Genomic DNA, 16,361 nt, shown 5'->3' on the forward strand with positions numbered 1-16,361 from the left:
CTTTGTTAATGATCATTTCTCATGGATTCTTATCGGGTTATGTTTTTTACTATTTCTTTTCTCCTACAGAAAACAGACTAGATATATAAAAAAGCACGTCGAAAATGAATTAAAAAAGACGCCCCAAAATACATGTAACAGATAATTTAAATTGACTTTTGTTATATTATAGCATATGCAACAAATCTTAATACGAAATTTTGGACCAATTGTTAATCAGGAAGGAACATCAATATCCCTACCAAAAGTTCTGGTCCTATGTGGAGAGCAAGGAACCGGCAAAAGTTCCGTCGCCAAGCTTATATCACAATTTTCGTGGTTAGAAAAAGCTTTAGTTCGCAACGACTACACCATTCTAGATATTGCGCAACAGGACTTCTTTCTCAAATTAAGTTCATTCCATAACATTACGGGATATTTCAAGCCCAATACGTACATAAAATTCATTGGCAACAAATATGAATTCTTGTATGAAAAGCAGATTTTATCCGTCCAAGTAATAAAAGAAGCTGATTACGTTCGTCCGCAAATCATGTATATTCCTGCAGAGCGCAATCTAGTCGCCGCTTTGGAAGACGCATCTAAAATACAGAATCTTCCAAAGCCCATAGCGGTTTTTATGGAGGAATATTATAACGCCTTAAAAAATCACAAGAATCCCTTTAAGCTTCCTTTAAACGGATATAAAATTGCTTACGATGACAAAACAAATACCGTCTGGTTCGGAGACAAAGATTTCAAGGTAAAATTGTCCGAAGCAGCAAGCGGATTCCAGTCTTTGGTACCCATGCTTATCGTTACCGAGAATCTGCTGCTTAGAGTTAAGCTTCATGCCGATTCACCTAAATCCCGAAGTGAGGCCAGCTTTGCAGAAAGTTCTCGGCTTGAAAAGACAATACGAGATATCTTGAGTAATGAAAATCTAGACGAAAAAGTTCGCGTACTAATGATAAAAGAACTAAACAAATCCATTCGCAACAAATGTCTCTTAAATGTCGTTGAGGAACCGGAACAAAATCTTTATCCGACGTCCCAAAGAACGATTCTCAACGAACTTTTGCGAATCAACAATTCCATAGACAACAATCAGTTAGTCATCACAACCCATAGTCCTTATATCATAAACTATCTGACTTTAGCAATAAAAGCAGGAATGCTACTTTCCAAGTATGGAACAACCCATATGGATTCTTTAAAAGAAGTCGTTCCATTAGAAAGCACCGTTTTGCCAGAAGATGTTTCAGTGTACCAGATATCGTCTAATGGAGAAATAAGCCTTCTAGACAAATACGATGGACTCCCTGTAGATAGCAACATCCTAAATGGTGCGCTTGGCGAAACAAACGATCTATTCGATAGACTTCTTGAAATTGAGGACTCGTTAGCTTAATGGATTTTTTCAATTCACAATACATAACCGAGTCCACTCGTAACGACATTCGATTTGGACTTATTGATGACGGACTGTTGGCGCGATCTACAACAAAAGACGAAGACCGATGGTTAGCAGAAATAAATAACTCTCAAGGCAAGGAAATCCAATTCATTCCTGTTGACCACAATATTAAGATCTTTGATGGTCAGAACGAACGCAGTATGTGCGATGGAATGCTTTACGACCACGAAAAAACATGGATAGCCTTTGTTGAAATGAAAGAACAAATCAGCGAATGGATGCGTGACGCCAGAAAACAACTTGAATCAACAATAAATTCGTTTAGAGATTGCCACGACATCCGTTTATTTAAATTTCGATTTGCCTACGCAGCAAACCGAAAGCATCCTCATTTCCAATTTTCACAAAAGCAAGTGATGCAAGAGTTCTACAATCAGTACAAATTTAGATTGTTGTTTCAAAACAATATAGACGTAAAATAAAGCAATACAGCCCCCCCCCAAAAAAAAATTAGTAATTCAAATAAAACTGAAGAATGCTAATCCTTAAATTTTAAATCCATTATATAATCATCTATTTTCTTCAACGAGTCAAGATGATTGTTCAGAATCAGGTCGACAACCTTAAATAAAACTCCTATAGCCATTCCATAAGATTTATCAACCAATTCTTTATTAACACCTTCTTTATTAGAAGAATGCACTAATGCTGATCTGATTCTATAGAAACTTTTCGCATCGTTAAATATAGAGACCCTTTCTTCTTTGTTAGTTCCTAACAAGTAAGCGCATTTCTCAGCAACAGCCGCCGTGATAGAAGAAAAATTTTCCGTATTCGAATTCAGCAAACATTCTAAAGCGAATATCGAATAAATCATCTTATTTTCATCATTTTCTTCATCATATTGTTTTCCTAGCCATTCAAAGGCTATATTAACGCGATTCCACAGATCAGAATTTCCTAAGATAATTTGATTGAAATTCATTTCGTTTGTCAAAATTTCTCTAAAAGACCCTCGACCATACCTTTGGGCATCTAAATCTAAAACAGTTGTCTCAATAAACGTCTTTTGGGGATAAAGGTTGAATATTCCGATTTTAAAAGGTGTTTCTAATACAATTCCTGAAACAGGCAAAACAACTAGATTGTTTTTTACAGAATTCTTTATATTTTCAGTTAGAGACTTCAGTACATTTTCTGTTGATTCTTTGTTGTTTTTTATAGAAATAGCCGCATCAAGAATGAAATCTTCCATCTGTTCTGGCAAAATTGCTTTTGTTGCATATTTTCTTGAAATACTTAACAACTTATTTTTTCCATCATTGACTAGAGAATATGATAACCTGAATTAACTTCACAGTTGTATTAGGGCCAATTATTTCAATTTATAATAAAAGACCTTATTTGGCAAATATTTTTTAATTTCCCAATATCCACTCACCAAAGAACGGGTCTTCAAGTTCGTAGCCAACGGTTTTGATTACGTACCCCTGTTTCAACAGACGTTTGATAGAACTGAACGAGGTGCTGGTGGGTACAGACCTGTCTGTTATGGGATTTTTCTTGTTGGCAAGCAACAACATCACCTTGCGATCGGTACGGTTCATGTTCGCCCAAAGACGCTCGTAGTCCAAGGAATGTTCCTCCACCTGTCTCTTTATAGCATAGGCAACGACATTTTCCGTTATCTTGCTATACACTATGGCGTTATAAACTGCGGCAGCCAGCTGTTGTGTGTAGTAGGGGTGAACATCCGTAAACTTGAGAATTTCCTCGGTGATGGCAGCCTTTTGCGAAGCGGGCATCTTGGGCAATCGGCTTTCGATATAGTTATAGAAATCATCGTACGGGATTTTCTTCAGATTCATTCGTTCGCCAAAATGGAAGAACGGGGACTTTTTCTTCTCAAAAATTTCCTCCATCATGGACTCCTGGCTCCCCATGAATATATAGTTCAGCCCCTTCTGCCGTTGCATAATGGCGCGCAGCTGTTTCGCCAGCGTCTTGTCAATGGAATTCACTTCCTGGAATTCATCGAACACCACGATGAGACGATTCTCAGCAGAAGACACCTTCTCTAGCAACTCCAAGGAATCTTCCAGCATCGCAGAAGATTTACCCACCGAGGGGACAAAACTCACGTCCATGCCATCTGTCATCGGATTGTAAGAGAGCGTGGGCACGACGCGGAAATGTTTCATGAAGTGTTTTACCTTCTCGAACTTATGAAGACGGAACACCTGACGCAAGACTTGTGCGGCTAGATCTTCCACATTCAAGACCTTCATGAAATCAATAGTAATGGACGGACGACCGATTTGTTGCAGGGCCTTTGCAACAAGACTACTCTTGCCAAATCGGCGAGGAGATATCAAGACCAGGTGGTTTTCGCTGTCCAGCATTTGCTTGATTTGTTCCAGTTCATTCACGCGGTCTGTGAAGAATTCATCTTCTACGATTGTGCCGAATTTAAAAGGATTCATAGTCTCTCCAGCGTCCAAAATTCCATTGCGAAAAATTTCGTTGCGAAAATTTTCGCAACATATATAATATAATATATTAATCCTTTTCGCGCAACAGAGCCAAGCATTTTTTTGAAATGAATGCCAAATTGCGACAAAAACGCGGCAACGATCGTGACCCCTTGGGGACAAGACTCGCGGAATGAGCCATTCACTTGCTGGCCGGAATGCCGGCGAATGTAGCGAGGCTTGGTTTTACGAGGTGCGCGGGGTGGCGGAGCCGCAACGCGGGCCCGTAAAATAGAGCGTGACGGCGTGGAGCGCTAGCGCAGCGCCGGGCCGCCCTGCAAAAAAATTACTCGAAGCAATCCTTGATGGTCTGGATGATAGTTTTACACATCTTTTACATTCCAGCCCTTTACAATTTCTACACCTTTTCTATTATCTGCCTGAGCGTCACCGAATAGGCTCCAAGCACTTGATTAATCAAGTGTTTTTTTCATATAAGGAGTACTATACCATGACGCAAAACCAAAATGCAAACACCCCCACCACCCGCAAGGAAATCCCCGAAATTCTGCGGGGCAAGCGATACCTGGACCCATCCTACGACCCGGCGTTTTACGCCCTGCTCGACGACGAGGAGGCCCTGGCGGACTTCATCAACAGCCTGCTGCACCTGGAAGACGGCCGCAAGATAAAGTCCATGAAATACACCTTCAACCAGCCGCTCATCTTGCGCGCACCAGAGGCCAAGGAAATCAAGTTCGACATCCACGCATGGACAGAGGACAACCGCTGCATGGATATTGAAATCCAGAGAGCGTCGCACCCATTCTTTACCGACCGTGTGTTGCTCTACGGCGCATACCTTACCATAGACGGCAAAATCAAAATGGACAAGTCCCCGGAGTTCAAGGCCCTGGAGGAGAACGAGAGAAAGCGCAGGCGCTACCAGTTGCCCGAAATCGTGTCTATCTGGCTGTGCAATTTCCCTCTTAGGCTCGAGCCGAAAAGTTTCCGCGACACCTGGCACCTGTACAGCGACAACGCCGTAATGCAGGGGAACCCTGTACCCGTTTTCGACAAAATGAGTTATATTTTAATAGACTTGGGGGAATTCTCCAGGATTCACGCCAAGGCCGAAAGCCGCGAAGAACAATGGCTGTACCTGCTGACCCATGCAGGCAAGGCCAACGCTTCGATGGACTTTGCAGACCCTATTCTGCAAAAGGCCCTGGAAAGAATCGAGATTGGTTCCGCCAGCGATGAACTTCTTTCTAGTCAGGTAGACTCAATGGTTACACAAGACGAAATAGACGCGCGCATTGCCGACGGAGTGGTTACAGGTAGACAGCAGGGTATTCAGCAAGGTATTCAGCAGGGTATTCAGCAGGGCTTGGACTCTACGCTGACCGCGTTGGACCTGCTTTCCAAGGGAACCCCTGTAGCTACCATCGCCAAAGAGACCAAGTTGTCCGAAGATCACATTCGGCAACTCCAGTCCAAGATGACGAAGTAGTCCTAACTTACTCGAAGCAATCCCGAATGGTCTGGATGATTGCATCCTGCTGTTCGGGGGTCATCTTGTTGTCGCTGGGCAGGCACAGACCGCGGGCGAAGATGTCGGCGCCCACGTCGGTGATGCCGCCTGCGATGTAGGCGTTGGTGCGGGCGCGGCCGTTACCCTGCGCGGTCACGAAGGCGTGGCTCATGTACATGGGCTGCATGTGCATGGGTTTCCAGATGGGGCGGCCCTCGGCGTTCATGGCGGCGATGCGTTCCAGGATTTCCGTGGGGCAGCTCTTGCCCGCCTCGTGGATGTACAGGGCGTCGGTTTCGCCGCGCACCTGCTTGCACATGGCGTCTTTGTCGATAATCAGGCAGCTGAGCCAGAAGTTCGGTTCGCTGTTGGCGGCGTCGTAGGGGTTCACCTGCACCGGGAGGCCCTTCAGGCCTTCCTTGTAGCGCATGTAGATAGCCTTTTTCTGGGCGATGTGTTCTTCCAGGTAGGGCATTTGGCCGCGGACTACGCCCGCAATCACGTTACTCATGCGGTAGTTGTAGCCCACCTCTTCGTGCTGGTACCAGGCGGCCGCCTCGCGGCTCTGGGTGCTCCACTTGCGCACCTTGTCGGCGTCGTCCTTGCTGTCGGTCAGGAACATGCCGCCGCTCGAACCGGTAATAATCTTGTTGCCGTTAAAACTGATGGCGCTGTAGTCGCCGAACTTGCCCGTCTGCACGCCCTTGTAGCTTGCACCGAAGCTTTCGGCGGCGTCTTCGATGAGGAGCGCGTTGTGCTTTTTGCAAATGGCGCGGATTTCGTCCACCTTGCCCGGCGTTCCGTACAAATGAACGAGCACCACCAGTCGCACTTCGGGGTAAATCTCGAAGGCCTTTTCGAGCGCGACCGGATCCATGTTCCAGGTGTCGTACTCGGTGTCGATGAACACGGCCTCGCCGTTCTCGTAGGCAATGGGGTTCACCGTCGCGTCGAAAGTCATGTCGCTGCAGAACACCTTGTGGCCGCGCAAGCTCCCCTCGCCCACCTTGGGCATGCCATAAAGGGCCTCGCCCGCAAGCTTTGTGCAAAGGTGCAGTGCGGCGGTACCGGCGGAGAGCGCCACGGCGTACTTGCAGCCCACCTTTTCGGCGGCGAGGCGTTCCACCTCGTTGATGTTCGCACCCACGGTGCTCATCCAGTTGGTCTCGTATGCTTCGGTCACATACTTGATTTCTTCGCCGTGCATGGTGGGGCTGCTGAGCCAGACTTTACTATCGAAACGCATAGTCATGCGCGCAAATATAGGTAATTATTCCGTAACCACGGGCAAATCAAGCCAAATTTATCACAGAAATCTTACTAGAATCCTTTATTGCTCCACCAAAAGTCAATTGTTCTTTTTATTAAAAGTCAATTGTTTCTATAAAATTTCTATACTTTTTATCTACAAAAAATATGGAATTTTTATAAATTTTCAATAATTTGACTATTGTACGCATTATCTCAGCGCAATTGTTTGCAAATTTCCCTATAGAAATGGAGCAAATGTCATGGAAGATATTGTAGAAGAATTGATGATGCCTGTGGTGAGTTTCGGCTCTCCGGTAACGACACTACTTTTCAAACTGGAGCGTCTCCGGGGTATCGCACTATCTGGTTCCACTCCAAGGGTATGGTTTTTCCAGCTGCAGCGCAGTTTTCAATTGCTGGAAGCAATCGGTTCTTCAAGGATAGAAGGGAACAACACCACCGTCTTGGACTATGTTTCGAAAGAAAATCTGCCGCCCGCAATCAGAGAAAGGGAAGGGTTCGTAGAAATCGGCAATCTGGAACAGGCTCTACAGTTCATTGAAGAAAGCAGTGCGCCCATAGACGAGCAATTTATTTGCGAATTACAGAAAATGGCCGTAGAAGGGCTTACGCAGGAAGGCGACCCCAATGCAGGTCGCTATCGCGACACGCCTATTACCATCGCGGGCTCTAACCATGAGCCCCCCACCGCGGACGATGTTCCCGCATTGATGCGTGAACTTGTAAAGTTCATCAATAAACCGTATGACCAACAATTCGACCTTCTGAAGGTCTCTGTAGCGCACCACCAGTTCGTATGGATACACCCCTTCCGCAACGGAAACGGCAGAACCGCAAGGCTATTGACTTACGCCATGATCGTACGCCTTTTTGATGTTCGGCAGTCCAGGCTGTTTAATCCTACGGCGGTATTCTGCTCCGATCGCAACAAATACTACGAAATGCTGAAGGTTGCAGACTCCAAGAACAACGAGGCAATGGTTCAGTGGAGCGCGTTTGTGCTTCAGGGGCTTTTAGACGAACTGCAAAAGACCGAAAAATTGACAGATATCAATTATGTCAGAAAGTACATTCTGGAACCCGCATTGCAAGATTCCCTACACACAGGCGTAATCGGGAAGGAGATCTACTCTGCTTTGCAAGTGTCGTTAGAAAAGCCCGTATTTCAAGCCTCCGACATAGCCGACATCTGGCCCAATGCCTACACCAGGTCCAGATATATTCGTAGTATGCTGAAAGCAGGTTTTATCGCCCCCATATCCGAAGGCGCCAGGAAGTATTACCTGAAATTCGCAGGCAGCCCGTTGATGGTGAGCCTTATCCGTGCACTTAATCAACAAGGATTCTTACCGGAATCCTTGATGAGGAACTAGAAGCCACCCGGCCTCCGCTCCCCGACCACCCGGCCCAAAAATTTTTCAGAAACCCATTGACAAAGGCTGTGCGCGGAATTATATTGTAGTGCACAAGCGAGCATTAAGCCTGTTTTGGCTCGCGACGCAAAGTAACCTGAAGCCCCGCCTTTTCTAGCATGTAGGCGGATTGGAGTGAAAGATGGATAAAAAAGAGGCGCTGCCGGTTGCCGACAAGAACGAAATTATCGTGTACCAGCCGGAGGGCGGAGTTGTTTTCAACCTCCCGAACAAACATTGTCGAGCATATCGGCCATATATACGACGAAAATGAGTTGGACGCAGAATCAACCTGTCGGAAATTCCGACAAGTTCAAATTGAGGGATCCCGAAGTTTCAGCGTCAATCAAAGGCTCGTTTCGCACGAAAATAGGCTTGAAAACCTCGATTCCCGCGTCATCTACCTCGAAAAGCAGGTGGATTTCTTCGTAAAGACGAACTTGCCGCCGAGCGAGGGCCTGCTGCCCGCGCACGCCCAATGGAGTGGCTACGAATTCGCTGTGCAGCTGGTGCGTTCCGCAAAAAAAGATCTCGTTATTATCGATCCGTATGCCAACGACATGGTTTTGTCTCTTATGGCAAAACGTGCCGAAGGGGTAAATGCGACTATCTATTCAGCTAGAATCACGCATGCCATGAGGGAGGAGGAAGCCCGCCTGAACAGGCAATTCCCGACGGTCCATCTGGAAAACATGCGCGAGGTCCACGACCGTTTCGTCATCGTCGACGATGTGGTTTACCACGTTGGGGCGTCGTTCAAGGATTTGGGGAATCAGATGACCGCGTTCTCGGTGCTGAACTTTGTCACCAAGGAACAGGTGCTTGCGATGGTGAAACGTACGCAAAGTTCGTAAAAGATGTATCTTTAGAGAAGATCGAGGACGAATGTTCCGGCCTTTCCATCGAAGATGTCGTTGTCCTGCGTAGCCAGGCGGGAAACTGAGGCTAGATTCCGGCTTCCTTCGGCGTTGCTCAGGACAGGCTCTGGCTGGAATGACGCTGAGCGAAGCGCGGCTCCCCGGCCAGCCAGCCCCAAAATTTTTTGGGGGGAAGAGACGTGCAGAACTTGTGAATAGCTGCAAACAATGTTTGACATTTAAAAATATCTGTTAATAGCAGCAAACAACTGTTTGCCATTTTAGGCAATTTTTTGTTTTTGACAATTTTATTTGATAGATTTAGCCTAACTAAATCAAGTAAAGACTTGAATATCGATTGTATTAATGTATATTTAAAAAGAAGGTTTCAAATATGGCGACTTCAAGTATCAAAAACAGTTTCACAGTAGCAGGGACCAAGCAAGTAAAGTCCTTCGTTAGCGCTGTTGAACGTTCATTAAGGAATCCTGCATCAAGGAGTCGCGTCAAGGCAGAAGTTCTAAGCGGAGCTGCTGGACTAAAGAAACTTTCTCTTCTCAGAAAAAAATATGGATTCTAAATCTTATTCTGTAAAAGCACAGAATATATCTAAAACCATTCAAAGAAAGCTTTCTCGAATGAGCGTGCTAAACGATGATGGCGAATACAACATTCCCGCATACCTGATAGCCCAACTCGGGAAAAATTTTCAATCAGGGCTGAACGATTCAATTACAGGAAATGACCTGCTAGCCCTTGCCATGGAACAGATATCCCTAATCCAGTACAAGGTCGGCGGGATTCTCTGTGTATTAGAATGCGAGCAGAAGAAAGGCCTATTAGATTTTTATTGCGAACAGAATCACTTTGTCGAATTTGGCAAAAGAAATACCAAATCGACAAATAAAAGCCTCTTGCAACTACTAAAGACTATTTAAAGCAATCCCTTATAGTCTGGATGATTGCATCCTGCTGTTCGGGGGTCATCTTGTTGTCGCTGGGCAGGCAGAAGCCTGATTTCCTGCAATAAAAGTCTACCCTACCTTATATTCGCGCGTTTGTAGCGGCCGAGCAGGTCAAAGTAGCGGGCGCGCGGCGAGATCTTTGCGGGGCGGCGCCTGCTTTGCGCAGCGGATTGTTCGCGCGATTTCTGGGCATCATCCCGTCTCTGGACTGCGGTGGTATGCACCTCCGGGACTTCCATGACAAATTCGCGCAGGAACGTGTCGTTAAAAATCGCGACGGAGAATCCCGTGGCCAGTTTCTTGTAGGTTAGGTTGTTCGTAAGCGAGTCGCCGCGGTACTCCGCGCACTTGTACTCGTCGCCGGGTACGCCCACGTAATAGTAATACGCCGAATCTCGCATTCCGGATCCGTAATCGTAAACGGTTCTTGACACCAGCGTGTCGTTGCGGAAAAAATATTCGGCGAAGGTGCGCCTGCCGCTGGCGGGGTCGTAGTCCTGTTCCGACGCGTAGAGGTCCGTCAACTTGTGGACGACCGTCTGAACCAACTCGCCGCTATTATACATCTTCTGGAAAAAGTAGACCGTGTCGCCCGCGACAGAATCTGACAGCAACAGCTCGTGCCCGCTCCGGGTAAGCGTCACCTCGTCGGCCGAGAGATAAATCCGGTTGTCGACCGGGTCGTTGTCCCTGAACTTGAACACCGAATGGTGGATCAGGCCATCTTTATAGTAATATTTCTGGTACCACTCGTGCACCTCTTCGGGGGCAGGCTGTTCCCTGTAGTAAATGGAATCCAGGTGCGGGGCGTCTTTTATCGACAAGAAATTGAACGCATGGATTTCGTACCACGCCTTCGTGCAAGTGTTCGCCGCGGCAAAAGCCGCCAACGCCAGCAAGCAAAACAGAAATCTTTTCATCGGGTCTTCCATGTTCCTGCCCCGAAAGGTAGTAAAAAGAATCGCCCGCCAGTTTTTTTTACAAAGCTTTTACGGGAAAATGGTATTCAAGTGCGTCAAAATGGCGTGTTAGTAAAGAGGGAGTGTGCCAATGTGGAATGTGAAATGTGTAATGATAAATTTAGGAGTGCCAAATGAAAGAAAACATTGCGAAACAGAACGAAATACTCTTGTTTAGCAAATCGTTTGCGTTGCGGATTGTCCGGCTACATCGATATATGGTGTCAAATAAAAGAGAGTTCGTTCTCAGTAAACAATTACTCCGTAGTGGAACTAGTATAGGCGCGAACATAAGAGAGGCCCAATTCGCGCAAAGCAAGGCCGATTTCATTGCCAAGATGTATATCTCATTAAAAGAGGCTGGTGAAACGGAGTATTGGCTTGAACTGCTACATGAAGCCGGATATTTAAAGCAAAAAGAATTTGAAAGTATTATTACACCTTGCCAAACAATTGTCCGCATGCTTAGCGCTATAACCAAAACGGCAAAAATCAATAAATCTCACATTTAGCATTCCTCATTACACATTTGATTGAACGATCTCACTTATAAGAATTATTATATATTTACAAGGTACAAGGATTTTACGGACCCGGTCGTCAAGGCGTACATGAAGTATTTTGCGACCCGGAACGCGGACTCCCGTGAAACTAAAACCATCAACGACCAGGTGTCTCATTACAAAGCCGACACTCTCATAAGGAACAAGTATATGACTTACGAATATGACCTTCATGAAAGCAAGGAAGAAGGAAAAACTGAAGCCAAACACGAAATGGCTGAGGCTATGCTTTTGGATGGAGATTCTGTCGAGAAAGTCGTGCGTGTTTCTAAGCTTTCTGAAGAAGATGTCCTTGCGATTAAAGCGAAACTTGAGAAATAACCTTCGAAAGGTTTTTACAAGCACTGGAGGCAAACATGTTCGACCATCATGAATACGAAGCTCTCGAAGCCGAAGCCTACCTCAAGGGCCAAGCGAGGGGCATGGAAAAGGGTATGGAAAAAGGCGCCCAGCAGGAGCGCGAAAAGAATGATGCGGACAATGCTGCTCGCGACACCAAACGAGCGGAGTTTTTCCGTTCTAAAGGCGTTTCCGAGGCGATTATCGCAGAAGGCTTCGCCTTGAAATAGCTGACAAACTCGTGAAAATGTCTATGAAGCTCGGCTTTTGCCGGGTTTTTCTGTTTTTACAAAGTTTTTACGGGAAAATGGTATTCAAGCGCCCCCAAAAACATTCCGTACCAGACACTGCTCAATTCCGTAGTCAAACGCTATACCGAAAGCAAACTTGACATAGAAGTTGCATAAGCTCACTGCCTGTCAATTTTCACAGTTTCACTAATATAAGCCTGGTGCAACTTCACGTAGGTTACGGGGCAATGGAGAGGCGAAAGTTCTCGCTAGTGTGGTTTGTACCGAAGATTCTTGTGTGTTGTTGATAATGCCTAAGAACTTCTATGCCGAACGTGACTCGAGTCCTTTTTCTTTGCGATACATTTCCTCGATGCACGAGGGACCATCGCACCAGAACTTCAAAGATTCGTCGTAAAGTTTACGACCCGTTTGTGACGTGAGAAAATCTGCTAGGACTATCGACGAATCCTTTTTTTCCTTTTCAGCAATGGACTCAACGACCAGGGTTGCAATCTGGTCAATTGCCGCCTGAATCTGTTCCTTTTTCACATCCATACGCGAGTACTCTTTAAGAATTTCAATTGTTCAAGTGCTTTTGTCGTTCTGAAGCAGTATTGGTCTTTCAACCGCTCCGGAAGAAGCAGGCTAATACAAAAGTTGTCCGCAGCTTTTGTTCCCATAACACCATACGCCCCGGTCATGTAGTTTGTCAAGGTGATGTTTGTCGCATCATTTGCAATTTTTCCACCAATGACATCGTATTGACTGTATATGCCGATCAGGTCCGAAAAGGCCCCCGACATTCGGTGGGCCACAATGCAGTGCAACCAATTTGTATCGGATGTTGGAAACAGGTGGACATTCAGCTCTCGCGGAGTGTACTCGAAATGCGAAACAATACCATAATTTTGAGCATGCGCGACGGTTCCATTGGCAATGGACTTTCGTACCGTAATTTTTGCAAAAGCTTCTGCCTGGGCAAGGTCCGTTGTCAAATAGAAGCCTTTGCCGAAATCTTTGTAGCGGGCGCAGCGCTCCAGGTCAGGAGCGGTCACCTCGCAAAAACTGCCGTGGTACAGAACGACGGGTTCATGCAGACTGAACATTTGGAACCCCTTTAGCCGCAAGATATCGTCTTATGTCATCAAGTACGGCCAAATCCCCCTCAATATGGAATAACTCCCACATGTCCTTTATGTAGCGGAATACGCCAAAGCGATCGAAGACCTTGACCATTTCGGGAATAGGAATACGCTCTTGCTCGGCAGCGAGCCGCACAAGTCGGGTCTGCATGTATGTTATTTGCATATTCTCGCTCATACCCTCTAAAAATAAATAATGTGCAGTAAAGAGTCAATAGGGAAGATGCCGTTGTTTCAAAGAATCACTTCCAATACGTCCTTGTTTAGAGTATTTCTAGCAACATCCTACGTGAAGCTGTAACCACTAAAAAGATTTTCTACCCTTGAATAAGCCGTTTCTAGTGTACGATTTTTTGAAGAATAAGCAATTCTCGAGCATTTTTTGAAATTTGTTAAGATTTTTTGAAAGAAAATGCTTTTTATACTATATCTTTGAAAAAGATTAAGTTTTTTTGAATATGGACAAAGCCGGATAACAAGTAAACTAACTTTCCACAATCTATTAGACTGATTATTTTTCATGTAGGATGATGCTGTTTTAGCAAATTAAACAACTATTTATAAGCACATGTCCTTAAATGTTATCAACTTCACGTTGGACTTTTCTGATACAGCCTGCATGAATTTCTTGGTAAAACCACTCTTACTAAAGAAGATAAAATGTTTCTCACCGTCACCTAGAAGCTCGGCTCTGCCAAAGAGTTCTTCCATAACGTCAATATCGACAAGCTTGTTTGTCCATTTGCATTCGCCAAATAGTTGTTGATTTCCGGCAAATCCAAAGATGTCGATTTCTTCTTCCCGTTTCTTTTTAGGATCGTTTCCCCACCATCGCCCGATATTTTCCGGTAAAAATGGGAGTGCAGTCAAGCCCTTTTCCGTATAAAGGTACTGTAGGCAGATGTCTTCGAAAACATGGCCCATATATTCGTTAACTTTGTCTTCTACAAATTTTTTATAAACCAAATCCCCGACGCCGCGATTTATGCTCGTCAGGTAATTCCAGACAAACGTAAACCAAAATCTGTACATCGTATCGTTTATGACGTAAATAGATTTTCTGCTGCTTTTTTCCGTAGCGGGAATCTCGCGGCGTACAATGCCTAACTCCATAAGCGACGACAACACATTACTTGTCGCTCCGGTCTCGAGTCCGGCCTTGGTCGCGATTTCGTTCAATCGGCTTGCACCTTGGGCGATAGCGGTTATTACGGCATTGTAGGTAGCGAGTGCACGCATTTCCTGTTTCAGCAAATTCAGCGGCTCTTCGAATAAACGGCCCCCGGGTCTGAAAAAGAGGTCTATTAAATTTTCGTTTAAACCCTTTTTGGAGTTTATATGCATGTAATATTCGGGTACGCCCCATAGCGCCCCGTAAAGAGTCGCCTGTTGTTCAGGGGCAAAATTTGCGCACAAAGCCCTACTTTCAAAAAAATCAAACGGCTGTATTTTCAATTGCGAAGTTTTGCGACCATAGAGAGGACTTTTATACCCAAGTACTTGGTTTTCCATAAAACTCATGGAAGAACCGCAAAGAACAAGCATCAATTTCGACTTTTTCCACACATGATCAATATGTTTCTGAAGCAATGAGGGAATGGAAGGCTCCGCCTTTGCTAAATAGGGGTATTCATCTATTACGAAAACGAGCCGTTCCTTCTGGCTCAAATCGTCGATGTACGAAAAGATCTTTTCGAAACTTTCGAAAGTTGAATCAGGTCCGCCAGAATATTCCATGACGGAATGCGATAGTTGAGATAAATTTTCTGCTACAGATGCCTCTATTCCTGTAAAAAAAATGACTTTTCTACCATCACAGAACTCGTTCAAAAGCATAGTCTTTCCGACCCGCCTGCGTCCATAAACAACCGCGAACTCAAACTTTCCAGATTCAAAGAGGGCGTTTAATGTGTTAAGTTCTGTTCGTCTGCCATAAAACATAATTTACTCACTTTTAATTTACTAAATCGTAAATTAGCAAATGATGCGAATTCTGTCAATAAAATGAAGAAGATGTCCTTGCGATTAAAGCGAAACTTGAGAAATAACCTTCGAAAGGTTTTTGAAAGCACTGGAGGCAAACCTTTCGTTCTAGGGGTGTTCCGGAAGAGATTATCGCTGAAGGCTTTGCCCTAAAGTAGCTTGCAAATTACTGAAAATTGTCTTTGAAACTCGGCTTTTGCCGGTTTTTTCTGTTTTTACAAAGTTTTTACGGAAAAATGGTATTCGAATGCTCCAAAAAAGCGTGTTAGTAAAGAGGGGGTGTGCCAATGTGGAATGTGAAATGTGTAATGATAAATTTAGGAGTGCCAAATGAAAGAAAACATTGCGAAACAGAACGAAATACTCTTGTTTAGCAAATCGTTTGCGTTGCGGATTGTCCGGCTACATCGATATATGGTGTCAAATAAAAGAGAGTTCGTTCTCAGTAAACAATTACTCCGTAGTGGAACTAGTATAGGCGCGAACATAAGAGAGGCCCAATTCGCGCAAAGCAAGGCCGATTTCATTGCCAAGATGTATATCTCATTAAAAGAGGCTGGTGAAACGGAGTATTGGCTTGAACTGCTACATGAAGCCGGATATTTAAAGCAAAAAGAATTTGAAAGTATTATTACACCTTGCCAAACAATTGTCCGCATGCTTAGCGCTATAACCAAAACGGCAAAAATCAATAAATCTCACATTTAGCATTCCTCATTACACATTTGATTGAACGACCTCACTTATAAGAATTATTATATATTTACAAGGTACGAGGATTTTACGGACCCAGTCGTTAAAGCTTATATGAAGTATTTTGCGACTAGGGATGCGGACTCCCGTGAAGCCGAAAACATCAACAACCAGGTGTCTTATTACAAAGCCGACACTCTCATAAGGAACAAGTATATGACTTTCGAATATGACCTTTATGAAAGCAAGGAAAAAGGCAAAGCCGAAGCCAAGCGCGAAATGGCCGCGGCCATGCTTGCAGACGGTGAACCTATCGAAAAAATCGTCAAGTACTCGGGCCTTTCTGAGAAGGAAGTGCTCGAATTGCGCGAAGCCCGCCCGGAATCGGCGGCCAAGTAGCGGTTTCGGCCCCTAAAATTGACTTTTTAAGCCCGGCGAAAGCCGGGTTGTCTTATACTGAAAAAAGTTGACACTACTCAAAAAAGCAGGAGTAGTGCCAATGAAGACAAAACAGGTAATAAAGAGAGTCGCGGAATACGACC

Annotated in this window: 19 protein-coding genes; 11 read left to right on the plus strand and 8 right to left on the minus strand. The window is 44.9% G+C overall.

Annotated features, from left to right (window positions below):
* The first annotated feature begins 175 nt into the window (after positions 1-175).
* Positions 176-1,390 (plus strand): AAA family ATPase, encoded by a 1,215-nt coding sequence (locus BUC02_RS15070; RefSeq protein ID WP_073323938.1) that lies wholly within the window; start codon positions 176-178, stop codon positions 1,388-1,390.
* Positions 1,390-1,878, plus strand: coding sequence for a hypothetical protein (locus BUC02_RS15075; RefSeq protein ID WP_073323940.1), 489 nt, complete (start codon positions 1,390-1,392; stop codon positions 1,876-1,878). The genes BUC02_RS15070 and BUC02_RS15075 overlap by 1 nt, the downstream gene beginning before the upstream one ends.
* 56 nt (positions 1,879-1,934) lie before the next feature.
* Here the strand turns inward: BUC02_RS15075 and BUC02_RS15080 are convergent, their stop codons facing one another.
* Both BUC02_RS15080 and BUC02_RS15085 read right to left on the minus strand, forming a co-directional pair.
* Complete coding sequence (locus tag BUC02_RS15080) at positions 1,935-2,702, minus strand: HEPN domain-containing protein (RefSeq protein ID WP_139261233.1); 768 nt, start codon at positions 2,700-2,702, stop codon at positions 1,935-1,937.
* Positions 2,703-2,814: 112 nt separating this feature from the next.
* Positions 2,815-3,879: an AAA family ATPase gene (locus BUC02_RS15085; RefSeq protein WP_073323944.1), complete on the minus strand. Its 1,065-nt coding sequence runs from the start codon at positions 3,877-3,879 to the stop codon at positions 2,815-2,817.
* Positions 3,880-4,378: 499 nt separating this feature from the next.
* Between BUC02_RS15085 and BUC02_RS15090 the strand changes: the two genes are divergently transcribed.
* On the plus strand, positions 4,379-5,380 hold the full coding sequence (locus BUC02_RS15090; RefSeq protein WP_073323946.1) for an Rpn family recombination-promoting nuclease/putative transposase: 1,002 nt from the start codon (positions 4,379-4,381) through the stop codon (positions 5,378-5,380).
* A gap of 7 nt (positions 5,381-5,387) precedes the next feature.
* Here BUC02_RS15090 and BUC02_RS15095 read toward each other — a convergent pair whose 3' ends face one another.
* Positions 5,388-6,647, minus strand: coding sequence for a DegT/DnrJ/EryC1/StrS family aminotransferase (locus BUC02_RS15095; RefSeq protein ID WP_254794241.1), 1,260 nt, complete (start codon positions 6,645-6,647; stop codon positions 5,388-5,390).
* A 418-nt stretch (positions 6,648-7,065) separates the two neighbouring features.
* Here BUC02_RS15095 and BUC02_RS15100 point away from each other — a divergent pair, with 418 nt between their 5' ends.
* The 3 genes from BUC02_RS15100 (at position 7,066) to BUC02_RS15110 (ending at position 9,880) form a co-directional block, all read left to right on the plus strand.
* Complete coding sequence (locus tag BUC02_RS15100; protein WP_175549908.1) at positions 7,066-8,046, plus strand: Fic family protein; 981 nt, start codon at positions 7,066-7,068, stop codon at positions 8,044-8,046.
* Between the two features lie 314 nt (positions 8,047-8,360).
* A complete protein-coding gene (locus BUC02_RS16590; RefSeq protein WP_073323952.1) occupies positions 8,361-8,939 on the plus strand; it encodes a hypothetical protein in 579 nt (192 codons plus the stop codon).
* Between the two features lie 572 nt (positions 8,940-9,511).
* Positions 9,512-9,880, plus strand: coding sequence for a hypothetical protein (locus tag BUC02_RS15110; protein WP_073323953.1), 369 nt, complete (start codon positions 9,512-9,514; stop codon positions 9,878-9,880).
* Positions 9,881-9,981: 101 nt separating this feature from the next.
* On the opposite strand, the gene BUC02_RS15115 is transcribed toward BUC02_RS15110, so the two are convergent.
* Positions 9,982-10,827 (minus strand): hypothetical protein, encoded by an 846-nt coding sequence (locus BUC02_RS15115; protein WP_139261236.1) that lies wholly within the window; start codon positions 10,825-10,827, stop codon positions 9,982-9,984.
* A 173-nt stretch (positions 10,828-11,000) separates the two neighbouring features.
* Here BUC02_RS15115 and BUC02_RS15120 point away from each other — a divergent pair, with 173 nt between their 5' ends.
* From BUC02_RS15120 to BUC02_RS15130, 3 genes are read left to right on the plus strand one after another with little or no spacing between them, the layout of a single operon-like run.
* Complete coding sequence (locus tag BUC02_RS15120) at positions 11,001-11,378, plus strand: four helix bundle protein (RefSeq protein WP_073323955.1); 378 nt, start codon at positions 11,001-11,003, stop codon at positions 11,376-11,378.
* Between the two features lie 21 nt (positions 11,379-11,399).
* Complete coding sequence (locus BUC02_RS16000; protein ID WP_088657325.1) at positions 11,400-11,750, plus strand: hypothetical protein; 351 nt, start codon at positions 11,400-11,402, stop codon at positions 11,748-11,750.
* 35 nt (positions 11,751-11,785) lie between these two features.
* The gene (locus tag BUC02_RS15130) at positions 11,786-11,998 is read left to right on the plus strand and encodes a hypothetical protein (RefSeq protein ID WP_073323956.1); all 213 of its coding nucleotides are present in this window, start codon (positions 11,786-11,788) and stop codon (positions 11,996-11,998) included.
* A 324-nt stretch (positions 11,999-12,322) separates the two neighbouring features.
* On the opposite strand, the gene BUC02_RS15135 is transcribed toward BUC02_RS15130, so the two are convergent.
* The 4 genes from BUC02_RS15135 to BUC02_RS15150 all read right to left on the minus strand — a co-directional run bounded on the left by BUC02_RS15135 (position 12,323) and on the right by BUC02_RS15150 (position 15,084).
* Complete coding sequence (locus BUC02_RS15135; protein WP_073323958.1) at positions 12,323-12,556, minus strand: hypothetical protein; 234 nt, start codon at positions 12,554-12,556, stop codon at positions 12,323-12,325.
* Entirely contained in the window at positions 12,547-13,107 is a 561-nt protein-coding gene (locus tag BUC02_RS15140) for a DUF3990 domain-containing protein (protein ID WP_073323960.1), read from the minus strand. Before BUC02_RS15140 ends, BUC02_RS15135 begins: the two co-directional genes overlap by 10 nt.
* Entirely contained in the window at positions 13,091-13,309 is a 219-nt protein-coding gene (locus BUC02_RS15145) for a DUF3791 domain-containing protein (protein ID WP_254794242.1), read from the minus strand. The genes BUC02_RS15140 and BUC02_RS15145 overlap by 17 nt, the downstream gene beginning before the upstream one ends.
* Before the next feature lie 392 nt (positions 13,310-13,701).
* Positions 13,702-15,084 carry an ATP-binding protein gene (locus tag BUC02_RS15150; RefSeq protein ID WP_073323964.1) on the minus strand — a complete coding sequence of 461 codons (1,383 nt, stop codon included), beginning with the start codon at positions 15,082-15,084 and terminating at the stop codon, positions 13,702-13,704.
* Positions 15,085-15,456: 372 nt separating this feature from the next.
* Between BUC02_RS15150 and BUC02_RS15155 the strand changes: the two genes are divergently transcribed.
* On the plus strand, positions 15,457-15,834 hold the full coding sequence (locus tag BUC02_RS15155; protein WP_073323955.1) for a four helix bundle protein: 378 nt from the start codon (positions 15,457-15,459) through the stop codon (positions 15,832-15,834).
* A gap of 99 nt (positions 15,835-15,933) precedes the next feature.
* Positions 15,934-16,218: a hypothetical protein gene (locus tag BUC02_RS15160; protein ID WP_254794243.1), complete on the plus strand. Its 285-nt coding sequence runs from the start codon at positions 15,934-15,936 to the stop codon at positions 16,216-16,218.
* Positions 16,219-16,361 lie beyond the last annotated feature (143 nt).

The sequence above is a fragment of the Fibrobacter sp. UWOV1 genome (genome assembly GCF_900142495.1).
Taxonomy (GTDB): Bacteria; Fibrobacterota; Fibrobacteria; order Fibrobacterales; family Fibrobacteraceae; genus Fibrobacter.

Bases quoted from the DNA above. Each gene is read 5' to 3' on its own strand.
- BUC02_RS15115 (WP_139261236.1), bottom strand. From the start codon at position 10,827: ATGAAAAGATTTCTGTTTTGCTTGCTGGCGTTGGCGGCTTTTGCCGCG.
- BUC02_RS15130 (WP_073323956.1), top strand. From the start codon at position 11,786: ATGTTCGACCATCATGAATACGAAGCTCTCGAAGCCGAAGCCTACCTC.
- BUC02_RS15120 (WP_073323955.1), top strand. From the start codon at position 11,001: ATGAAAGAAAACATTGCGAAACAGAACGAAATACTCTTGTTTAGCAAA.
- BUC02_RS15085 (WP_073323944.1), bottom strand. From the start codon at position 3,879: ATGAATCCTTTTAAATTCGGCACAATCGTAGAAGATGAATTCTTCACA.
- BUC02_RS15150 (WP_073323964.1), bottom strand. From the start codon at position 15,084: ATGTTTTATGGCAGACGAACAGAACTTAACACATTAAACGCCCTCTTT.
- BUC02_RS15075 (WP_073323940.1), top strand. From the start codon at position 1,390: ATGGATTTTTTCAATTCACAATACATAACCGAGTCCACTCGTAACGAC.
- BUC02_RS15095 (WP_254794241.1), bottom strand. From the start codon at position 6,647: ATGCGTTTCGATAGTAAAGTCTGGCTCAGCAGCCCCACCATGCACGGC.
- BUC02_RS15145 (WP_254794242.1), bottom strand. From the start codon at position 13,309: ATGCAAATAACATACATGCAGACCCGACTTGTGCGGCTCGCTGCCGAG.
- BUC02_RS15140 (WP_073323960.1), bottom strand. From the start codon at position 13,107: ATGTTCAGTCTGCATGAACCCGTCGTTCTGTACCACGGCAGTTTTTGC.
- BUC02_RS15110 (WP_073323953.1), top strand. From the start codon at position 9,512: ATGGATTCTAAATCTTATTCTGTAAAAGCACAGAATATATCTAAAACC.
- BUC02_RS15090 (WP_073323946.1), top strand. From the start codon at position 4,379: ATGACGCAAAACCAAAATGCAAACACCCCCACCACCCGCAAGGAAATC.
- BUC02_RS15160 (WP_254794243.1), top strand. From the start codon at position 15,934: ATGAAGTATTTTGCGACTAGGGATGCGGACTCCCGTGAAGCCGAAAAC.
- BUC02_RS15155 (WP_073323955.1), top strand. From the start codon at position 15,457: ATGAAAGAAAACATTGCGAAACAGAACGAAATACTCTTGTTTAGCAAA.
- BUC02_RS15070 (WP_073323938.1), top strand. From the start codon at position 176: ATGCAACAAATCTTAATACGAAATTTTGGACCAATTGTTAATCAGGAA.
- BUC02_RS15135 (WP_073323958.1), bottom strand. From the start codon at position 12,556: ATGGATGTGAAAAAGGAACAGATTCAGGCGGCAATTGACCAGATTGCA.